This window comes from Shewanella sp. 10N.286.52.A9 (assembly GCF_041468985.1).
Taxonomy (GTDB): Bacteria; Pseudomonadota; Gammaproteobacteria; order Enterobacterales; family Shewanellaceae; genus Shewanella; species Shewanella japonica.
The window spans coordinates 215755-237142 of record NZ_JBFRJQ010000007.1; the positions used below are offsets into that span (position 1 = coordinate 215755).

16 protein-coding genes and 1 pseudogene are annotated in these 21388 nt (G+C 38.9%); 5 read left to right on the top strand and 12 right to left on the bottom strand.

Annotated elements, in window-relative coordinates; all coding sequences use genetic code 11:
- Position 1: 1 nt before the first annotated feature.
- The 5 genes and pseudogenes from AB4128_RS07060 to AB4128_RS07080 form a co-directional block, all read right to left on the bottom strand.
- Complete coding sequence (locus tag AB4128_RS07060; protein WP_372037311.1) at positions 2-1021, bottom strand: SLC13 family permease; 1020 nt, start codon at positions 1019-1021, stop codon at positions 2-4.
- A protein-coding gene (locus tag AB4128_RS07065) for an IS3 family transposase (RefSeq protein ID WP_372037312.1) occupies positions 1018-2177 on the bottom strand; the annotation gives its coding sequence in 2 pieces (ribosomal slippage) (positions 1018-1928 and positions 1928-2177; 1161 coding nt in all). Before AB4128_RS07065 ends, AB4128_RS07060 begins: the two co-directional genes overlap by 4 nt.
- 37 nt (positions 2178-2214) lie before the next feature.
- Positions 2215-2382: a hypothetical protein gene (locus tag AB4128_RS07070; RefSeq protein ID WP_372037313.1), complete on the bottom strand. Its 168-nt coding sequence runs from the start codon at positions 2380-2382 to the stop codon at positions 2215-2217.
- A 333-nt stretch (positions 2383-2715) separates the two neighbouring features.
- Complete coding sequence (locus AB4128_RS07075) at positions 2716-3882, bottom strand: nucleotide sugar dehydrogenase (RefSeq protein WP_055023137.1); 1167 nt, start codon at positions 3880-3882, stop codon at positions 2716-2718.
- A 130-nt stretch (positions 3883-4012) separates the two neighbouring features.
- Positions 4013-5007: pseudogene (locus AB4128_RS07080) on the bottom strand (DegT/DnrJ/EryC1/StrS family aminotransferase).
- Positions 5008-5426: 419 nt separating this feature from the next.
- Here AB4128_RS07080 and AB4128_RS07085 point away from each other — a divergent pair.
- Positions 5427-6557 (top strand): hypothetical protein, encoded by a 1131-nt coding sequence (locus AB4128_RS07085; RefSeq protein WP_372037314.1) that lies wholly within the window; start codon positions 5427-5429, stop codon positions 6555-6557.
- Between the two features lie 192 nt (positions 6558-6749).
- Here the strand turns inward: AB4128_RS07085 and AB4128_RS07090 are convergent, their stop codons facing one another.
- Complete coding sequence (locus AB4128_RS07090) at positions 6750-8267, bottom strand: hypothetical protein (protein WP_372037315.1); 1518 nt, start codon at positions 8265-8267, stop codon at positions 6750-6752.
- A 901-nt stretch (positions 8268-9168) separates the two neighbouring features.
- Here AB4128_RS07090 and AB4128_RS07095 point away from each other — a divergent pair.
- A complete protein-coding gene (locus AB4128_RS07095) occupies positions 9169-10269 on the top strand; it encodes a Fic family protein (RefSeq protein ID WP_372037316.1) in 1101 nt (366 codons plus the stop codon).
- 183 nt (positions 10270-10452) lie between these two features.
- On the opposite strand, the gene AB4128_RS07100 is transcribed toward AB4128_RS07095, so the two are convergent.
- Positions 10453-11055: a mobile mystery protein B gene (locus tag AB4128_RS07100; RefSeq protein ID WP_372037317.1), complete on the bottom strand. Its 603-nt coding sequence runs from the start codon at positions 11053-11055 to the stop codon at positions 10453-10455.
- 8 nt (positions 11056-11063) lie between these two features.
- Positions 11064-11582, bottom strand: coding sequence for a mobile mystery protein A (locus tag AB4128_RS07105; protein WP_372037318.1), 519 nt, complete (start codon positions 11580-11582; stop codon positions 11064-11066).
- Positions 11583-12129: 547 nt separating this feature from the next.
- Between AB4128_RS07105 and AB4128_RS07110 the strand changes: the two genes are divergently transcribed.
- From AB4128_RS07110 to fic, 3 genes are all read left to right on the top strand, one after another.
- Positions 12130-12267: a hypothetical protein gene (locus AB4128_RS07110; protein ID WP_372037319.1), complete on the top strand. Its 138-nt coding sequence runs from the start codon at positions 12130-12132 to the stop codon at positions 12265-12267.
- A 496-nt stretch (positions 12268-12763) separates the two neighbouring features.
- Positions 12764-14086, top strand: a complete 1323-nt coding sequence (locus AB4128_RS07115) for an ATP-binding protein (RefSeq protein WP_372037320.1) — start codon at positions 12764-12766, stop codon at positions 14084-14086.
- A 570-nt stretch (positions 14087-14656) separates the two neighbouring features.
- Positions 14657-15784: a protein adenylyltransferase Fic gene (gene fic / locus AB4128_RS07120; RefSeq protein WP_372037321.1), complete on the top strand. Its 1128-nt coding sequence runs from the start codon at positions 14657-14659 to the stop codon at positions 15782-15784.
- An 893-nt stretch (positions 15785-16677) separates the two neighbouring features.
- Here the strand turns inward: fic and AB4128_RS07125 are convergent.
- The 4 genes from AB4128_RS07125 to AB4128_RS07140 form a co-directional block, all read right to left on the bottom strand.
- Positions 16678-18171: a Fic family protein gene (locus AB4128_RS07125; protein WP_372037322.1), complete on the bottom strand. Its 1494-nt coding sequence runs from the start codon at positions 18169-18171 to the stop codon at positions 16678-16680.
- Between the two features lie 458 nt (positions 18172-18629).
- Positions 18630-19769, bottom strand: a complete 1140-nt coding sequence (locus AB4128_RS07130) for a PcfJ domain-containing protein (protein ID WP_372037323.1) — start codon at positions 19767-19769, stop codon at positions 18630-18632.
- Between the two features lie 238 nt (positions 19770-20007).
- A complete protein-coding gene (locus tag AB4128_RS07135; RefSeq protein WP_372037324.1) occupies positions 20008-20859 on the bottom strand; it encodes a hypothetical protein in 852 nt (283 codons plus the stop codon).
- Between the two features lie 23 nt (positions 20860-20882).
- Positions 20883-21245 carry a hypothetical protein gene (locus tag AB4128_RS07140; RefSeq protein WP_372037325.1) on the bottom strand — a complete coding sequence of 121 codons (363 nt, stop codon included), beginning with the start codon at positions 21243-21245 and terminating at the stop codon, positions 20883-20885.
- Positions 21246-21388: the final 143 nt, after the last annotated feature.

The following is a 21388-nucleotide window of genomic DNA, read 5'->3' on the forward strand; positions in this document are numbered from 1 at the left end:
GTTAAAAAGGGAAGAAATAAGGCACAGCCAGAATGACAATAGCGCCATAAACCACACTGACCGGCAAACCAACTTTGATAAAATCGTTAAATTTATATTGACCAGCGTTGAACACCATTAAATTGGTTTGATAGCCATAAGGGCTAATAAAACTGCCACTGGCGGCAAATGCTACCGTCATTACAAATGGTAATACATCCACCCCGAAACCTAACGCTACACTGTAAGCAATTGGAAACATCAGTGCGGCCGCAGCGTTGTTGGTGACAAGTTCTGTCATGAACCAAGTTAAAAAGTAAATAATAATCAAAGCTAAGTAAACATGATTACTGTCAAAACCATCGCTTATCCAATCACCTAAAAAGCCAACAACACCAGCATTAGCCAATGCATGAGATAACAAAATAGCGGCAGACACAATTAACCAAATATCAATGGGCAGCCTACGCATGATTTCATTAACACTAATCGACTGAGATAAAATAAGACAGCCAAGTAAAATCACTAACCCTTGAAATAACTCGACCCATCCCAAAGCAGCTAACGCCACGGTAGAAACAAAACCGCCCACCGCTAACCAAGCCCGCCAACCACTTAGCCTGACTTCTGTTTCAACTCCGCTTAAAAAGATGAAATTTTTACTGATATTACGTCTAGATTTAAAATCTTCACCGACAGCAAGCACTAAAAAATCGCCCGCTTTTATGCATACCTCACCTAACTTACCTGACACTTGCTCACCATCACGCCTAATAGCCACAACAGCAGCATCGAACAAGGCTCTAAAGCCGACATGTTTCAGTGTTTTTCTAATTAAAATGCTTTCAGGTCGCACAACCACTTCAGTTAAATTAGCGGTTGTCAGTTCATTTTGGTGAGCAAAGGTTTTAAGGCCTGAAAACTGAGCTAGCTGTTCAACTTTAGTAATGTCACCTGAAAAAATTAACCGATCATCTTGTCTTAAAATTTCACTTGGAGAAACAGGACTAATTAAGCATCCATCACGCACTGTACTGGTCAACCCAAATTGGACACTTTTAGTTGAGAATGTTCAAACTCTACAGGTGACAGATCACCATTAGCAGAATGAAGTCGCTCCAAGTTGTAATATTTCATGTAAGCAGTCACATCTTGCTTCATAAACTCCCTTGTTGGTTGAGAAACTTTAAAAAACCAATCGTGTTTCAAACTACCAAAGAAACGTTCAACGACTGCATTATCCCAACACGCACCAACATCCCCCATACTAGCTCGAATACCATAGCTAGAAAGCAGCTTGCCGAATTGCTTGCTGGTATACTGTGATCCTCGGTCACTGTGAAATACCAGCCCTCTGGCCGGTTGGCGCAGATTGTAAGCTTTCATTAATGCCTTAGATATCAAATCCGTGGTCATACGCTTGTCTATGTGCCATCCAACGATCCGGCGTGAATATAAATCCATTACAACTGCCAAATACATCCAGCCTTCACCTGTCTTTAAATAGGTCACGTCACCTGCCCAAACCTGATTTGCGGATACTGGGTTAAAGTTCATGTTTAACAGATTATCAGCCACGGCATCAGAGTGTTTTCGCTGTGTCGTCACCTTGTAAGCTCGTCGCTGGGTAGCTTTGAGTCGAAGGCGATGCATAATTTTACGAACGAGATAGCGACCAACCTGGTAGCCTTCCTTGCGCAACTTCTTCACCATTTCACGATTCCCTAAGCTGCCTCTACTTTGCTTAAATAGCTGTCGAACAAGGCGATAAAGCTTCAGTGTTTCAAGGCTTATCACGTGTGCAGGGCGTTTATGCCAATCGTAATAGCCTGACTTACTCACACTCATTACTCGACATAACAGTGCTACAGGAAACAGGTTTGATTGCTGTTTGATGAAGCGAAATTTTACTTCATTTCTCTCGCAAAGAAGGCACTTGCCTTTTTTAGGATTTCTTTCTCCATGCGTAATTCTTTGTTTTCTCTACGCAATCTCTTCAACTCATCACGTTCTGACTCTTCTAAAGCGATACCTTGTTGTAGGGCTTGGTATTTTTCCTTCCAGTTGTAAAGCAAACTGGTGCTAACCCCAAGAGACTTTGCTGCATCAGCAACGCTATAACCTTGCTCTAGCACCATCAAGACGGCTTCATCTTTATATGCTTGCGGATAACTCTTATGTGATTTTTTTTGACTCATATAGACCTCTTAATTTATTGACCATACTGTCTCAAAATTAAGTGTCCGATGGAATTAGACCAGAACAAAGTAACACACTGACATCATCAACTCTAACTAATAACGCAGCCCAAAAAGCAAAGCTTAGAAAAACAGTATCAATTGCGATACTCACTAACCGTTTCTGGCTTCGCTCTAAACGAAATAAACTTTGCAAAAAATCCATTTTCCGCTCCATAAACTTAAAAATCATATTGTATTACTTCTTTAAATACGTACGCCTCACCACTATACCATTTACAGGGTAATATGAATAATGCGAACAACTAGCTTAGGATATTATATGTGAGAGCATGAAAGAACACGAAGAAAAAACTTAACTTGTGCACTACTCTGGAATTGTAGGAATAAATGTGAACAAAAAACCGATGAGACACATTTTTATCGACTTTTTTGATCATGAGACAGAAAAAGTTAGCGCTAGTTTAAGTAAATCAATACTCTAGCGCTAAAATCATAATAGATAGATAGACCTATTCAACTAGGTTAACAACTAGTACTAATCTGAGCCGAATAAATCGCGAGTATATACTTTATCTGCAACATCACGAATTTCATCAACCATGCGATTTGAAACAATGACATCACAACTCGCTTTAAACTCTTCAAGTGATTTAATGACTTTAGAGTGAAAGAATTCCTCTTCTTCTAAAACTGGTTCATAAACAAAGACTTCAATGCCTTTTGCCTTTAAGCGCTTCATAATCCCTTGAACACTCGATGCTCTGAAGTTATCAGAACCCGACTTCATGATTAATCGATAAATACCAACTCTAGTTGGGTTACGCTTTAAAATTGATTCCGCAACAAAGTCTTTACGAGTCGTATTTGATTCCACAATTGCGCTTATTATGTTGTTAGGCACATCAACATAATTAGCACGTAATTGTTTAGTGTCTTTTGGTAAACAATAACCACCGTAACCAAATGATGGATTGTTATAATGATTACCTATTCGAGGATCTAATCCGACTCCTTCAATGATCTGGCGTGCATCTAATCCATGCAATTCAGCGTAAGAATCTAGCTCATTGAAGTAAGCAACACGAAGAGCTAAATAAGTATTAGAAAATAGCTTAACTGCTTCAGCTTCAGTAGAGTCTGTAAACAGTACTTCAATGTTTTCTTTAATCGCACCTTCAACCAAAAGATTTGCGAAAACTTGAGCCCGTTCGGAGCGCTCACCAACAATAATTCGCGAAGGGTGTAAGTTATCATATAAAGCACGGCCCTCTCGCAAAAACTCTGGTGAAAAAATTAAATTATCACAACCCAGCTCTTCTTTAATCCGAGCAGTATAACCCACTGGCACAGTTGATTTAATAACCATAATAGCATTAGGGTTTGTGGCCATCACATCTTTAATAACCGCTTCTACAGATGATGTATTGAAAAAATTAGTTTCTGGGTCATAATCTGTAGGAGTTGCGATGATGACATATTCAGCATTTTTATACGCATAGTCTTTATCAAGCGTAGCTTTAAAATTGAGAGTTTTATTAGCTAAGAAGTCTTCAATTTCAACATCAACAATTGGCGCTTTTTTTTCATTGAGCATTTCTACTTTTTCAGGGATTATATCAACCGCAACAACTTCATTGTTTTGAGCCAAAAGCATTGCGTTAGATAAACCAACGTAACCTGTACCTGCAACTGCTATTTTCATTTCTTTATAACCTCAATAATTTACTTCTGTGCCAGTAATAAGACATGCTTAAGAATTTGACATGTTTTATCTATTTCAGCCTCAGTCAATGTAGGATGAACCAAAAACATTATACTGGTTTCACCTAATACTAATGCATTGGGTAAACGATATTCAGGACGCCAAGGGGTATTATCAAAGGCTTTCTCAAGATAGATCTCAGAACAACTGCCTTGAAAAGCTGGCCCCCAAAAGCCATAATTTCATCCACAATACGATCACGACTCCAGCCTTCGGCTAAGTTCTCTGGCTTTACAAATAAATAATGCTTGTATTCTGCATGTTCAATATAATCAGGCACAACAACAGTTCTGACTACATTTATATCTGCCACAGCTGTGTCTATCGCTTTTGCATTTGATTGACGTTTAGCAGTCCAATCTAGCATTCGAGTTAACTGAATGCGCCCTATCGCACCTTGCATTTCAGTCATACGCCAATTAGTACCAAAGCTTTCATGTAACCAACGAAACCCTGGTGGGTGTTCTCGGTTATAAATTGCATCAAAGCTTTTACCATGATCTTTATAAGACCACATTTTAGACCACAACGTTTTGTCATTGGTAGTCACCATGCAGCCTTCACCACCAGTAGTCATAATTTTGTCTTGGCAAAAGACCAAGCACCAATATGACCAATAGTACCTACGCCCTGCCCTTTATATTTAGCACCATGAGTTTGGGTACAATCTTCAATCACATAAAAACCATGCTTTTCAGACAATGCCATAATGGCATCCATTTCAGCAGGCATACCCGCAAAGTGTACTACAATCACAGCTTTTGTGTTCGGTGTTAATACTGCTGCTATTGACTCAGCAGTAATCGTTTGGCTATTTAAGTCTACATCCGCAAATACAGGGTTCGCACCGGCGGTAACAATTGAAGAAGCGGATGCCAAAAAGGTACGAGGCGTGGTGATCACCTCATCAAGCTCTGTGCCTTTAAAAGCAGCACCTACCCCTAAGGCATTTAGAACCAAATCAAGCGCCAAAGTGCCATTACCCAGTGCAATTGCATAATCACAACCACACCAAGCCGCAAATTCAGTTTCAAAATGACGACATTCTTGCCCAGTCCAATAGATAGATAGTTAGGCCTATTAGACGTTTTTACAGCTAGTCATTTTATAAGTTAAATTCAGTTACTTACAATGAACCCATATTAAGCATGAGACATATCTTTGCCTGAAAATGGCCATTTGAGACAGTTTCCCCCCATCCTTCCCTGAGTAATAAAGCTGAATTTTTCACATGATTTGAACATCGGTGGTGTACTTTTACGATATAAAGAACTAAAAGTGTAATTTTCGAAAACAGAAAAGTTTAAAAGCTTCTTAAGGTCGTTATAAATATTGACAGTTTAAAAATTTGACTGTATTTTAATTTTCGGTTTTATGTTACCCCCTGGTCGAAGCAGTCAAAACGTATTTTATATAAAAACTCAATTAACTTTTTCCCTTTCACAATAGTCTTCGAATGTGACGCATAAATGCAAAGGTGAAAAATGTTTTCAAATATACTCCAAGCTCAACTAATCAACCCCCTCTTTCTCAATCAAGCCTTACAACGCCTTGATGTTTTCCTTAATGAAGAAATGATGAATTTCTCTGCAGAAGATGTGATCTGTACAATCACTGACAATCAACTTGGTATCGACGAATTATCAACCGAGATAGATAGAGACGTTCTTATATCCGAAGCAATTCAACGAACACCTGTACATCTTAAGCGCCTGAACAAAGCTCTCAGCAACAAAAACTTCGTATATGAAACACTTTCTTGTGAGTTTGACTATGAAAAAGAACTATTTCCTTTAGCCATTATTGATAGCTTTAGATTCGGAGCAGACTCTTATGACCATTTTGAAATCAAAAGTATGGTTAATCGCTTAAAAACTAAATTCAATATTTCTCATACGAAAGCCAAAAACCTAATTGCAAGGGTTTGCGGTTTGAAAACAGGGAATGAAGTCCAGAGATTTGCCGATATGATTCCCCGGTTCCTTTCCGTATGGATGGAATTATTATATGGTTTATCATTAAAAAGGGAGTTTTATCAAATAGCACTCAAGCAAGCGAACGCAATACTACCAAACTTCCCCAAACTCAGTAGTATTAATGTTCGTTACGAAAATGATGTTATTGTTAGCAAAATGGTGTGTAAAGAAAGTAACATCGATCTACTATCGGAGCTTCGCGAATTTAGTTCACTTAAAAACAGTTTCTACCGAAATATTTATGACACCTTGATAGAAGGTAAAGTTGAAGGTTATTCAATCCAATTTGAGCGTTTTTTTTATCACCACCTATATGATTTTGCTATTTGCCAGCCAATATCCTCTAATTTAAAACAAGTTGAATCGATGCAATGCATATTTTTATCTTTAATAAGAGAGTGTCTGACTAACTCAATTACCCGCCCTTTACTCTACTCTAAGCGAAATGTTTTAAAAAATAAACGAGGTCAATCTTCAAAGGCAGCTCTTAGTATCAGTGGGATCCAATACTATTGGTATGCGCACATCATAATGGGTTCTAAAATGTATCCAAATGAAGCTCAAGCTGCATGCTTGGATCACAGGATGAAAGCACTTAACAATGAATTTAGACCAACTATGTACGATGATTTATTCTAACTCAATGAACTGTCAACTGCTCGATGGCTTACCAAAGACAAAATTAATTCTAATAGAATTGTATTTCTAAACTAAATTGAGAGCAAAAATAAACTGCACTTTATTACCTGTAGTTGCAACTTTTACTGAATAAATTAATAAGTTAGGTAGTGGTTAATTTTTATTAACTACTACCTATTATTACTAATTGCTTTAATCACGTTCAAAACATTTCAATCTTTCACTTTGAACCAAGCCCGTTTTTAAAATACATAGTGTTTTTTTCAAGCCTATTTCGGCCACTATCAAATCAAATTTGTTTGACAAGCAGAACTGAGTGAATTTTTTTCCATCTATTTTTAGACGGTTCTCAAGAAGAATATTTTCAAAAGACCATTCTTCACCTGCTTTTCCAGTACACAATTGAATATTACCGATTTTAAATACTCCTTCTATACAATAGTTTTTGTGATTGCTAGACTTAATTTCAACGTAAACTTGCTTCAGCTTCCCTACAAAATCAACAACGTTTGAGTTTGAATACTTAAAATACCACGAAAAATCACTTTCACTTGGATATGATGATGTAGAGGGGCAAGGTAAATTTCTATATTCCTTGTTATCTAAAACAGGGCTAATGACAACCATATATTCAGTCTGCTTTTTTGAAGCATATTCTTGATAAATTGATTTAAGGCAATCTGGAAATATATCAAGTACGAACTCATCATTGGACACATGCTCATAATATTCTTTGGGGGATGTAACGCAAAGGACACTATCCTCAATTCCAACGTATTTAAATTTGAACGGTTGTAATTTATTCACAGCATCTTCTGTCTGTTCATCGACAACTTGAAAACCATAAATACAGTAACTATTCCCATAAATAGACACTAGGTTAGGCTTATAATCATCACCAGTATTAATACGAAGGGCCTTTTGAAGCCACTGAGTAAGTTGGAGCTGCTGATTGCATAACCCTTCAGTTAAATCTGCGAAGTCTAAAGATTCATAGTAATCCTCAGGATCCAAAGTTTTTCTTAGTTTCTGAGACTCAATATATTGAAGGCAATTCTGCTCCCAGATTTTACGGTATTCATCAGTCCAAGCAACAGGAAAGGTTTCACGCAGGGTTAACATGTAATGATACTCATCTTCTAGCATTTCGAATGCTTCATCAGAGAGTCGAGCTTTTAGCTTCGCAATATCAAAAACAGGAATAAGAGCCAAAATAAATTGCTTTCCATTAAGTTCTGAAAGCATTATTTTGCAATCAGTTTCAGGGAAAAAGTCTGCTTCAAAAGGGAACAAATTGGTTAAGTGATCTATACATACATCCGAATCTACTAGTGATTCCGTTTCAAAACGAAATATTTTTGTAATCAACTCGATCTGAGCTTTCGTTGTATTATTTAAAAATACATAGTTATTAAGACGATGAGCTAACTCAGCTCTAATACTGTGGAACCAACGCTTATCACTGAGATCATTATGATTGAGCTCTGAAAGCCTGAGCATTTGGGGGACATTTAGTTGTTTAAATAATGGCCCAGCTGTGGTTTTGTTGATGTGATACTTGAGGTCATTCCAAGATGAGAAACCATAGAAAACTTTTGCTACAGCCTCCCTTGCTTCTGTTAATGTAAGATTACTGCTATTTTTCAAGTGTTTTGCTTGCCATTGAGCAGAATCTACTCGGGCCGATGGTGTAAAACGTTTTTTTTGCATAATGATGTTCTATATGAGGTTTATACTCATGGTCTGACTCGTGAAAGCACACCAAGGATTCCAGTATTTCAAATTAGAACGGTGCAAAGCTTTGCCACTGATACACGAGACACACACTTCCGAACAAGCGCAATCAATAATAACTGGTTCAACCCCTCCCTTGTCAAGGGTCATTAAAAACTTAACTGCACCAGCTAATATATAAAAATTGGACACTTAACAAGAAATTAAAATATTACCCTCTGAAACCAGTGTTAATTAAGCCTCTAAGATCAAAATCTCGATAATATCAATACACGGTAAGCAAAAAAAGCAAAAAACAAATCAGCAATTTTTTTAATACTTAAGCTTTTCAACATCAAATTAATGTCGCGAAGAAAATGATCTTCCCCTAAATCAGTAGCCAATTAACTCAAAGTAAAGCCCTCTCAATAATCACATAACACCGAACAATAAATTCAAATTACTAGCGATAGACAGAAGGTTGAAACCTGATTAATATTGGAAATGTGAGCTTCGGATATCCCTGCTAAAGCAGCCCACCGAAGACAAACGAAAAGCCATTTTTAATGGCTTTTCGTTTTTATATTCCGACCTTTATATCCCTTTAAAAGCCAATATCAATTAACCTATCTATTGCTTGTTTTGCATAGCCGTAAGGCTTGGTGAGAACAGTCTATTTCTTGGCGTTTTGACTCAATCAATACGGATGCTAAGGCCACTCAACGTTTAGTTGCCCATACCGTTACTACTATGCTTAAAATTATGAACCAGATATTGTTTCAAACAATGCTTTGATGTGAATACAACCTTATTCACATCATATATTGAGCTGAATAAAGGCGCTAAATAAATAATAATCTGATTAGATGAATAAAAAAACTAATCAAAGGGGCTAATTATGTGGTTATGGCAACAGGACAGTTGGCCTGTTTTTACATGGAACCAAAAAATAATAGCACCTTTAGTAAGGCAAACTCGGCTAAACCAAGGTATTTTGTTAGGTAAAATGGCTAGTCAATGTAATGACCAAAATCAAAGTCTACTAGATACCCTGATTTCCAATATCGTTCATTCAAGTGCCATTGAAGGCGAGAAGTTAAATGCTTTTTCGGTTCGTTCATCTTTAGCTAATAAATTGGGGTTGTCAGAAGATAAGCCGTTTCCCACCACCATACAAACTGACGGTCTTGCTGAAATAATGCTAGATGCGATTGAAAACCTTAAGGAGCCCTTAAGTCAAAAGCGGATACTTCATTGGCATTCTTGCTTATTTCCTGATGGTTATACTTTATTAAATCCAACTATTGGAGGGCAACTTAGGGGGAGTCATCCAATGCAAGTGGTTTCGGGTAGAATAGATAGGCCAGTAATTCACTTTGAAGCACCAGGAAGGGAAATACTCGATGTAGAATTAGACGCATTTATAACTTGGTTTAATGACTCTAAAGAAGATACGGAACTTGACCCTTTAATTAGAGCGGCAATATGCCATCTTTGGTTTGCCACCTTGCACCCTTTAGATGATGGGAACGGTCGAATTACACGCTTATTAACAGACTTAGCATTGGCGCAGGCAGAACAACAATCTGTCCGTTTTTATGCTATGTCAGTGGGTATATTAGCTAACCGTAAACGTTATTACGAGGTACTAGAAACAACTCAAAAAGGAGGTTTAGATATAACCCCTTGGTTGTCTTGGTTTCTTGAAATATTGAATGAAACGTTTGCAGATGTTCTCTGTGGAATAGATGAAGCATTATTCAAAACCAATTATTGGCTTAGAATTGACCAAACTAAATTAACATCTGAGCAAGTCAAAGTGCTTAACCGAATGCTAGATGGAGATTTTGAAGATGGGATTAATACTAGTCAATATCACAAAGTTGCTAAGGTAAGTAAGGCAACTGCCACTAGACACTTATCGGCACTGGTCGATGGTGGGTGTCTAGTGAAGTCTGAGGCGGGTGGGCGAAGTACCAGATACTTGCTAGCTAGATAGGTATTCTATTCTCTTGGACGAAAGCAATCAGTTCCTTGGCGCTTGTAAGACCATATTAAAGTTTAAGTTGGTCTATTGTTAGTTAGCGATTTTGCTAAATTAGCTTTTAGACGGATTACTTGTAGTATGAAAAAGCCTCTATTCAAGTGGTCAGAACAACACTATCCACTAGTGTTGTTTAAGTCAGTTACCAAGGTTCTCTAGGTATTTAACGAACGCAGTAAAATCACCTTTGTCTGCTTCCTTAAGGCAAGAGGTATAAGCTTTGCGCTCTTCGCTCACTTTCTCTAGGTTGCCCTCTGCCCAGTTAATTGGTGGCTCATCTAGCAGAACGATGCGAACTACATCGGTAAATATACGCGAGTGTCTGCCATTACCATTTGGGAAAGGATGAATCTCAACAAGCTTGTGCTGTATACGTGCGCTGAGCTCTAGATTTGAGAAGTGTTTGAACTCTACCCAGCACTTAGCATTTTCTAAAAAGTTGTGGAGCTTGGGCCTGATTTGGAAGGGATCGCAGCCTATATTTAACTCTTTGTTTCGAGTGGTCCCGGCCCAGGTCCAAACATCACCAAATAGGTTTTGATGGAGGGCAAGAACAAACTCAGCTGAGAAAATAGAATCCAGCGTTAGGCCTGAGATACCACTAACCCATTGCTGGCCTGCTAGTATATTGGATTGTTCAAGCTCGTTAAGTTGTTCTCTTGTTGTTACGTGTGGGTGTTTCAACCCTTCCATATCATCAGGATCAAGCGGTGTAGCACCTTCTGGCTCATCAATGTTCAAAATACTTTCTATTCCTTATTTTTACCCCATAGCTTACGACCACCTGCGCGCATAATTTCTTCGGCTAGTTCACTTATTAAGATATTTTCTTTCTCTTTGCTAACTGATTGCGCCTCTAGAAACATATTTTTAGATGCTTTCTTTACCTCTACTGTCGCAACCTTAAGCGCACGCTCTTGCATTGTGTCAGATACAGCCTTTTTAGGCTTTAGAGTGTATGAGAAGTCACAGTCTAGAGCTTCAGCTAGTTGCTTTAACTGATTTAGAGTTATGTCGCCATCAACCTCACGCCTTTCAAGGACCGAAATTCTATTTCTTGTCAAGCCAGCTCTATCTCCTAGCTGGGCGCCTGACATATCAAGAGCTTTTCTTACTGTCCTAATCCAACCCTCTTTAGGTGTTGAGGGGAATAGCGTTCCCCTAACTGCATCAACCAGTTCTCTGTACTGTCTTAAAACCGTTTTCTTAACGGGTTGTTGCTTGTGCATATTGCTTTGAAAAGAGTACATAGTAACCTCGCCCTCCATTGTTCACGCCTTAAGTGTACCCGAAATCAGATACGCCTCCCAATTTTACGTATTCAAATCTGATGACGCAATATGATTTTTGTATCGAAATATAAATACAAATATAAAGAGAATGCACTAAATATTGATTACAGATTGATAAGAACCGTATCACATTTAAGATACAGTTCTTAATATTCGTATCCACTTAAGAGTGCAGATTATGATAAATGCATCCTAAAATTGATACAAAAAATGGATTAACGTATTCAAAAAAATACATAACCATAGCTAGCGTAATCGGATTAAAATACAAAAGATGTAGTGGACAATGAATTCTGGCCACTACATTAGAGTCTGTCTAACCCATTTCTGGAAAAACGCTTTACGAAGTTCTGAAAGCTTCCATATTTCAGATAACCTCAGCCATAGCAATGTATAAGTATCACCTACAAGCTAGTGGCCAGTTTAAGTAATCCACTACAAACAGACTTACACAATCAATACAGAACAAATTGAAGATGAACTGATTGTGAATATTTGGCGGTATCCAAATATGGAAGCAACAATGCAAAAGATTGTGATTAATAAAAATGGTGAATATTGTATAAACCTAAGAAGTGCTCATGAGTTAGTTGAACTAGATGCTGATGACGTTATTAATCATTTAGCTGATGACACTGACCCTGTAGCAGATTCTGTGTAGCACCTAATGTCACATCACTTAGGACCCTACATCATTTACTTCGTCAAATGCATTTAAAGATATTGAGTTCACATCATTAATTGGTTTGTTATGTTTCTGCTTTGCCCCCTCTTTGCTACACTGATCTAATAATCTAGTCACAAATCCCGCCCTTTAAGTAACTTATATAAACCATCAATTTTAGCCTGGGACTTTATTGTCTAAAATTGGTTTTTTTAGACAGTTTAACCCCGCTCATTGCTGAGATTTAAAAGCTGAGTTGTTAACAAGTAAAGCGCAGAACATGACAGGTAATTCAGTTCACTATTGTGTGGTTTATTAGCAAATAGCTAAATTAGGTTCGGACAAGCCTATACCTAGATATCCCCTTGTTCTGCTCATCTATAGCGCAGACAACTGTAAAGCACCAACATTTAATGCGCATAAAAATGTAAAAACTTGCTTTTTTATGCGCATTAAAGTGTAATGTGATTATATGTAAGTGCTGGAGTTCGTCATGCAAAGGTCATTACTGAATAAACTACTAGAGTGGAAAACGCGATCCGAACGTAAACCTCTGCTGATCGATGGTGCTCGTCAAACAGGCAAAACCTATCTGCTTCAAAGCTTACTGGGTAGTAAGTTTAATCGCACCTTACGGATCGACTTTCTTGAATCTCCCGAGATGGCTGATGCTTTTTCAGGTTCTCTTACACCCACAGATCTCATCTCTAATATTGAGCTACTGACAGGTGAAGAATTCGAGCCGACAACGGATCTGCTTTTATTGGATGAGATAGGAGAATGCCCCCGCGCAGTCACGTCGCTTAAGTACTTCGCTGAAAAAGCACCTCACATGTATATTGCAGCAAGTGGCTCTAATATCGGCTTGTTAGACAGCTTCCCTGTTGGCAAAGTCGAGCAGCACAACCTTCGCCCCCTCTCCTTTCATGAGTTTCTACTTGCATCTAATGAAGCCCCACTCATTAAAGCATTTGAAGGGCAGGTAAACAACGCAGCAGCACATACGAAATTATTCGACAAGCTTACTGACTACTACTTCACTGGCGGTATGCCTGAAGCTGTAAACAGTTGGTTTGCGCCAGCTAATGACAGTATTCTTGAGCGAATAGCGGCTGTGTCTCGTGTTCAAGCCGACCTAATATCCGGCTATCAGCGTGACTTTGGTAAGTACTCAGGCAAAGTCGATACAGGCTTGATTGAAGCTGTATTTAATAATGTTCCTTCTCAGCTCTCAGCGGTCATAGACGAGTCAGTCAAGCGCTTTAAGTTTAAGGGAATACATGAGCGAAAATCTCGTTACGGTGAGCTAGAAAGCGCAATTACTTGGTTAGAAAAATGCCGATTAGTATTAAAGAATTTCCCCATTGATGGCATGCCTAAAAGTCCACTCGCTGCCTATAAGAAAGATAATATGGTCAAGCTATTCCTGTTTGACGTTGGCCTTCTTAACCATATGCTAGGGATCAGCTACAAAGAGGTTAAGCAACAGGGCTTTGACTACAAAGGCTATGTTGCAGAAAACTTCGTGCAACAGGAATTAGCTGCACAAGGTATCGACCCAACGTATTCATGGGGTGATGCACGAGCTGAAATTGAATTTATTATTACTGATGAGCAAGGTAGGGTTGTTCCGATTGAAGTCAAAAGCGGTAAGCGCACTAGAGCCAAGTCTTTAGTGTCATATATCACTAAGTGCCAGCCCCACAAAACAATAAAATTGACAGGTACTCAGGGCTCTCCAGCAACAGAAACAAAGAACCTCGTTGTCCCACTTTATTTCACTGAGTTTGCCGTGAAGGAATATTTAAAAAGATGAAGAAAGGTACCTATTTAGAAGCTTGGATAATGACTAATTGATTTACAGCCTTACTCTTATCATTCTAGCAATTATGCAGCGGCTTGAGTTCTATAGCTCAGGAAACTCTAGGATGGCCGCATCGTGCCAAAGCTTGCACTGCGAATATACGAAGCCAGTTTTAAATAATGGCAACATGATTTAAAACGGTAGTGTAGGCGCTTCGTTTAAAAAGTTTCTCTCGAGAAACTTTTGGCCTCTATCACTCAGCTTCTATCTTCTCACAATAAAGTTAGTACACAATGGCAACGGCCACCATATGCATCGTTATGTAGTGGCCAAATTAACTATCCCACTACAGTCGCTAAGTTGACAGTACCTATGAAATACGCATTTCTATACATATAAATTTAACCTGTATATATATCGCTGATTTCTATACATGTTGATACCAACGACACAATCACCTATTTATCGCAATATATGTCGATTAATTTGAGTTTTATAAACATGATTGCTTTACATGTCGATTGAATCGACATAAGCTCACTGAACTATCTATTTATGTCGATATAAGAAGGTTTTTTAAACATGAAATGGCAAGCTGACCAAGCATACAACCATTTACCCCCGCTACCGCTAGATAGCGAACTTGGGGAGTTAGCCGAAACCTTACCCATACTCAAAGCCTGTATTCCAGCTCGTGCCGCCCTTGCTGAATTAAAGCTAGCGGGTGAACTTCTGCCAAATCAAGGTTTGCTCATCAATTTACTGCCGCTACTTGAAGCGCAAGGCAGTAGTGAGATTGAAAACATTGTCACCACTACCGACAAGCTATTTCAGTACGCCCAAGAGGACAGCCAAGCTGACCCCATGACTAAAGAGGCACTACGTTATCGCACTGCCCTTTACCAAGGCTTCACTGAACTAACCAGCAGACCATTGTGTATTACCACCGCATTAGAAATTTGTAGCACCATCAAATCTGTACAAATGAATATACGTAAAGTGCCTGGTACTAGCTTAACCAACCAAGCTACTGGACAAATTATCTATACCCCACCAGCAGGCGAGACAGTTATTCGAGATCTACTCAGTAACTGGGAGGCCTTTTTACACAATCAAGATGATATAGACCCACTGATTAAAGTGGCGATAGCCCATTACCAGTTTGAAGCTATTCATCCTTTTATTGATGGTAATGGCCGTACTGGACGTGTACTCAATATTCTTTATCTTATTGACCAACAATTGCTTAGTGCACCTATCCTGTACCTGAGCCGTTATATCGTCGCTAACAAGCAAGATTATTACCGCTTATTGCTAAACGTGACCACTAAGCAAGATTGGCAAGCGTGGATCATCTTTATGCTTAATGCCATTGAACAAACAGCCAAGTGGACCACCCATAAGATAGCCGCAGCCCGTGAGCTTATCGAGCACACCACTGAATATGTGCGCCAGCAGTTACCTAAGATTTATAGCCATGAGCTAGTACAAGTGATTTTTGAGCAGCCTTATTGCCGCATTCAAAACCTGGTCGAAAACGACTTAGCAAAACGTCAAACTGCCTCTGTCTACTTAAAACAGCTATGCGATATTGGTGTGTTACAAGAAATACAATCGGGTAAAGAGAAGCTATTTGTTCACCCTAAATTTGTCACCTTAATGACCCAAGACAATAATCAGTTTAGCCCGTACTTTACGAATAGAAACTAAAACCCAATGTCACCAATGGCAAGCAAACGACTAAATCAATGAATTTGAAATGTGCAGGTAAGCTAACCTGCACTAACAATTTTACCGAATAAGAATGAGGATACTGTCAACTTATCTGAAATCGACAATTGAAGCTGTAAATTTTAGCCTTAAGCTAATTTCTGTACACAACTAACCTGCATCCATTGAGAAAAGATCTATCACGTAGAGTTCGATAATGCTTAGCTTGTAGTAGATGACGGCCAAAGCGGAACAGATTGTTACCACACCATGACAGCTAAGAAAATGCCGTGAGACAGTTTTTTCACGATTTTTCAATGTTGAGAAAGAAATGAAAAACACTAAGGCATGAAAAACAAAACCTTATCGTCATATTTCTAATACTGTCAGTGATTTTATAATTTAAATTCAGCAACTTACAATGAAGCCACATTAACCATGAGACGTTTATTTGTCTAAAAATGGCCATTTGAGACAGATTCACTCTAACCTTCCTTGAGTAAAAAAGCTGAATTTTTCACGTGATGACAAAGCGTAACCGACTCGGAACGGTACTTATTTGGACAGGCTAAGCACGCCCCTCCCCTCAACATTCACACCGTTTTAAAAAGGTGTAATGAGCGAGTAGAATGCGTTCTTATGCATTACAATAATGGACAATAGTTTCATCATATTTACCCAATTATCTCGCATGGCACATATGGATGCGAGACTAAGGATATGGTGAGGAGATCAAATGGCTTAGAGAAGCAGCAGGTTAAGGAATTTATTTCATAGAACGTGTGGCAAAGCCAATCTTGCTCCCTAAACGGTCAGCTTCTTTTACCAAGACGCGAACCTGTCCATCTATTGCCTTTTTATCAAGCCCGCTGATTAGCGGGTTCTGGAGTGTTTTAATTTAGTTCAGGAGGTAGGTCAAACTTGAATCCTCGGATGACCTTATTGAATGTCGGCACCCCTTCATCGGGAAGAAGGTGAGCCCTGTGACTCTCTAGTGAATCTCTAGCCTCGCCGTAGTCCACCCAGTCAATTGACGCGGTGTATTTCTGTAGCTGATAGAAGACCTTAACCAGAGTGGCGAATTTATTTTCCCGTGTAGCCTTTCTGAGTCCGTTGAGATAGTTATCTCTGTGTACTGTAGGTACAATTAATTTGTACTGGTCATTTGAGTGTAAGACGGCATTCATCATTATGAGTGAAAGGCGGCCATTGCCATCATCGAACGGGTGACACTCAGACACTAGGAACTGCATGAAAATCGCAGCTTCAAGGCCTGCTTTGACTGTTTTGTAAATATCAAAGCCTTTAGTTAGGGTGCCAATAACATCTTCTGGCATAACAAAGGTACTTGTACCCGCTTTATTAGCCTTAGACTTGAATGAGCCAGGATTCTTCTCTTTGCGCTTTAGCATCATATCGAAGTGTCTACGCTGTAGCTCTTTGATGAACTCCTCTGCTGTTTCAGGGAAAGTGCTCATTGCTTGGTAGTCAGAGACTTGCTGAAACACAGCATAAACATCATGGCTATCTTGATGTCTGTTGTTTATCTGCTTGCTTAAAAACACGATGTCCTCAGCCTCATCGATTTCGAACTCTGTTCCCTCAATGAAGTTTGAGAAGTAACTTTCGAAGAAAGAAAGGTGTCTCCATGCTGACTTGGTATGTGTGTAAGGTACTTCGGGTAGCTGGCATCGGTTTAGGTAATCTGCCAAGGCTTGAAACCTTTCAACTCTGACCACATCATATGGCTCATGCTTTGCCGTAGCGATGGCTACTGAGTTTTTTAGAGCGCCTTCTACTGGGTGGGTGGAGAGTAGTGCTGATATTATTTTATTGAGCTTAGTGAACTCTTTCTCTAGTCCGTTTGCATTAGCGAACTCCCTAGCTGTATCTCGGATGCTGTTTAGCTCTTTCTCGCCATCTGTCTTCCTCATGGCAATAGATAGGCGTTCTTCTACCCACTCCTGCCCAAGTGATTTTGATATTACACCTCTACCTGATGTCAGGTTTTCCAAATACATCCTAGGAGGAGAGCTCCTGTGCATAGTCGGCAAGAATGGTTCGGTTAAGCCATTTGCGGAGCCAGCTTGGATATCAATCGTCAGGACTTGAGCTACATGGACTTTTCTTTGTTGTTTTATGCTTGAGGTAACAACTACCAGACCTTCCTTTGGGCGTAGCTCTTGGGCAGTTCGGTGAGATACAATTGCATCAGGCTGTAGATATTTAACCACCTCATACCATTTTGACATCAGTAAGCCCTCCAGTTCACTTGGTTTGGCATCTGTGTAAATCCCTTGATGGATTCTGGTTATTACACCTGATTTGGCCTTTTTTGCCAGATCTTTGGCTGGCTCGGTCTGACTTGAGAAGTATAAATTAGGCATGTTGGCTCCTGATGTCTTTACTTATGGTTATTTTATGACATTTAACGAACTAAACAAGTAAAAAGGTCAGATTAAAGCGTAGATTTAAGAAAAGTGTCAGAATAAAGCACTATAAAAAGTAAAGCACCAGAGCAAATGTACTACGCAGAAAAATGGCAGTTTAAAATAGGAATTAGTGGTAATAGCCAGATTAATGCATTAATAGATGAAAAATGAGACAATAAAATCTTTAAGTGGGAAGGTATAAGATTAAAAGGCTAGCTTGGGAGGAGTGGCATCAGGGTGGCTTGGCAGAGAGCGCCATAACTCACCTGAATTCACGGTGAAGAAAAGCAAATAACAATAAGCCCCTTTAAAGGACGCCCCTCATAAGGGCAAAGCATCACTAAACTGCCGCCTAAAAATTAATCACTCCAGTCAGTTCACGTCAACCTATGACGCTTATTAATTAAACATATTTATTCCGAACCTTGTTGCAATTTCAACACCTTTTTTACTCTCTCAAACCAACTGTAAACTAACTCTCGGGTTTCAGTTGTAGGCAGCGCATTACGCAAACCTGCAATTTGGTCCAACTCGATAATGCCAGTTTGTTTGTTAAGCTTGATACCAATGGTGACTCTTTGTGGTTGGTTCAAAGTGAACACACAATAATGCCTAGAAACAATACGAGTATGATAAACCGCAATACAGTGGTGTTGTTCAGCGCCTTCGGTGAAAAGCTCATCATAATTCTTGATAGCTACAAAGTTTGCTTCATCTGGCACTAGAATAGAATATGGTTTGTCGGCATCAACAGGTCTTAATTTTTCACGCCTTATGTCATTACGCCTATTTATCCATTGCTGATGCAAATGCTCTAGCTCGGCGAATGACGATAACTGACTAACACGTTTACCAGGGTCATTTACCCCCAGCTCGACTCCCAATGCGAGAGTATCTGATAAACATGAACGTAATGCCCTTCTACCTAGTTGGTTTTCACTGGCTATCGCTAGTCCAAGCTTAGTGCCAGTTAGAAAGGGGTATTTATTATCTAAGCTTAATGCAACATAGTTAACTGAAGGGTAATGATTAAAAGCTCTATAACGTCTACAGTGTTTATCTAGCTGTTTTTTAACATGCTCTAACTCTAAATTTCGTTCATAGGTTAGGGTTAATTTATCAATAAACTTGAGCGAAGACTTAGTATCATCATACCCTAGACAATGTAATATCTGTCGCTGGCCTAATTGGCTAACAGTTAATGCCATTTGGTTATCCACGGTATAACGCTCACAGATTAACACTAACAATAATGGCCGAGTGATGAGTAATTGAGCCGCTACCTCACTATTGGCAGCAAGCCATAACAATTGATATTGATGCTCAGGGAATGCTTGAGTTTGTTCTAAATACACTGCGGGAATGTTACTAAGCCACTCATCTAAACATTGCTCATCGTGGATAATATCAAAACCTAGCCCCAGGCCTCCTTCAAGTAACTCTTTGCCCTTAGATTTAAATACCCGATATGCCTGTAATTTACTGTGCCAGTCATGTAGTTCAATATCATAATCAAAGCCAAATGCACTTGTGGGAATAGAGATATATTGCAAGTTACACTCCTTAAGTTGGTTAAATATTGCATCGAACCAATAAGTATTCATCACCGTAACCACCACAAAGTTGAATAAATATCGTTCGATTAGTACTGTTGACAGGAAGCTGAAACCTCCCTACAGTTCATTCTATGAGCTTCGGATATCCCTGCTAATAATGCAGCCCACCGAAGACAAGCGAAAAGCCATTTTTTAATGGCTTTTCGCTTTTATCCCCTCTGCCTTTATACGCCCTTTAAAATCCAAGCTTGATTAACCTTTCTATTGCTTGTTTTACATAGCGTCTTGCCATTAAATCTAAGTAAGCAGGGTTTTGTGTTTTAGGTAAAAAATCATCCATAAAAGTTGCTGGGCGAATTAACGACAGCGTTTGATCATTTTTACAAATGAGGTCAACTGTTTGCGCCCCATCATAATCAACACCATAAATAATATACGTTGCCGGCGTTTGTGAATTTAAGTAATCATTAAGCTCTGGAGCTAACTCTTTTAAAAACTCCCGCATAACCGAACGAGCCGCGGAGGATTGCTTATCATTACTTTCATTATTAGTGGCAAACTCGACTGACACACACCCCTTTTGATTTTCGCTTTGATAAGTATTGAGTTTTAGTTGGTATGGATACCGCTGTTCTATCCAGCTTGTCACCGTTTCTTCTACCGCGAGTAGGATAAAATGCATCGCTGTATACAAGGAACCGTAATAAAAAATGCCATCAATATACAGCCTCACCCAGTCGCCATAAAACTTGCTGATGTATTTATCAGGCGCCTTTGCAATATATTTTGGTATCTCCATTTCTTCTAATATAGCGTCATCATGGGACTCTTGATATTGCCAGTAGGGAATATCATAACTAAGCAAATCAGGAAAATCGCAAATATCCCGCTCAGGTCGAAAGGGTTCATTCATGGTTAAGTGGTCTTTGCCTTTTACATACAGCTTTTGGCATTCGGCAATATACTTATTTTTCTGCGCATCGCTTGCATCAAGGTACACATTATCCGCATCGTCATCATTAAGGCTCGAAATGCCAGGAAAGTAAGCCTCTAAAATCTGCTGCTTTTCATATTCTAGGTCCACCATATTACCCCCTAATGTGTAGAACGTTAAAAGTTCCCTAAATTTAAAACATGGTTCATAACAGCTTCAAAGTCTCCATGCTCCCCTTCCAGTAAAAGCGAAAGTGGTGTTTGACCGTTAAATAATGAGTGCTGATTTTTCATTATCATAAAGCCGTAAACATTTTCTGGATTTGAAAAAACCTGTCTTAACCCGCCATGGATATTCAAAATGTAGCTTATACGTTTGACTTGATCTTGATTTAAGTCTTGTTGATTAACGGCACTGATGTCGTGTTTACTCTTAAAGCAAAGTAAGACTGATATTTGATTTTCATTACAGCCCCATTTACCAAGAATCTTTAAGACCGCCTTGAGTCCAACTTTAAAATCTTTCTGTGTAAGCTCCATAAAAATCTCCCAAGAACAATAAGTATTTAAAACCAACAACTTAAAGAACAACGTAATCACTAAACATATAAAGTCATATTTGCTAAAAAAACCGAAGAGAATAAAAAACAACCATCACAGTTGATTTATACAGCAATTAACTG